This window comes from Burkholderia sp. E168m23, assembly GCF_016586125.1.
Taxonomy (GTDB): Bacteria; Pseudomonadota; Gammaproteobacteria; order Burkholderiales; family Burkholderiaceae; genus Burkholderia; species Burkholderia orbicola.
Genome location: NZ_BCPP01001604.1, coordinates 1 through 737, shown reverse-complemented (window position 1 = coordinate 737; position 737 = coordinate 1). Strand labels below are relative to the sequence as shown.

General features: G+C 63.6%; 2 protein-coding genes. Both read right to left on the bottom strand.

Features of this window, described 5'->3' with window-relative positions; all coding sequences use genetic code 11:
- Nucleotides 1–438, bottom strand: a 438-nt coding sequence (locus JMF90_RS39165) for a carbonic anhydrase (RefSeq protein ID WP_201326558.1), incomplete at its 3' end; no start/stop codon positions are given.
- Nucleotides 439–531: 93 nt separating this feature from the next.
- Nucleotides 532–737: zinc ribbon domain-containing protein (locus JMF90_RS39160; protein ID WP_201326557.1), on the bottom strand; the 206-nt coding region annotated here is incomplete at its 5' end.

The following is a 737-nucleotide window of genomic DNA, read 5'->3' as shown; positions in this document are numbered from 1 at the left end:
GTCGATCCGTTCGCGCTCGCTGCGATGCATGCGCGCCTCGTTCACGACCCGTGCCGAATCGGCATAGCGCAGCCAGTGGCCGACGGCCGGCATGTGGTCCATGCACTGGCAGGTCGCAATCGCGGTCATCGCGCCGCAATCGGAATGCCCGCAGATCACGACGTCGGTCACGCGCAGCGCGGCGACCGCATATTCGACCGACGCCGACACGCCGCCCGGCTCCGGGCCGTACGACGGCACGATGTTGCCCGCGTTGCGGACCACGAACAGGTCGCCCGGCTCGCGCTGGGTGACGAGCTCCGGCACGAGCCGGCTATCCGAGCACGAGATGAACAGCGCCCGCGGATTCTGGCTACGTGCGAGATCACGGAACAGCGCGTCGCGCGCCGGATAGGCGTCGCGCTGGAACTTCAGGAAGCCCTCGATGATGTCCGTCATCGCGTGTTCTCCGGTGCGGGTGGAATCGATGAAGGGCAGGTTACGCCCGACTTCCGATAACGTAAAAGACTGATTTTTGACGTCCTCCTACGCCTAAAGGCAGAGGATTCCCACACCTGGCGATGCACGTCCGCATCGGAGAATGTTCAGCGCAGCGTTGATATCTCGATCATGCACGACACCACATCTACTGCAGGCCCACTCTCTTACTCGCAGCCCCGCGATACCTTTCGGCCGCGTCGTGCTGTCTTGCGATCCGCACGCCGAACAGGACTGGGTAGAACCACTTTCGTCCACCT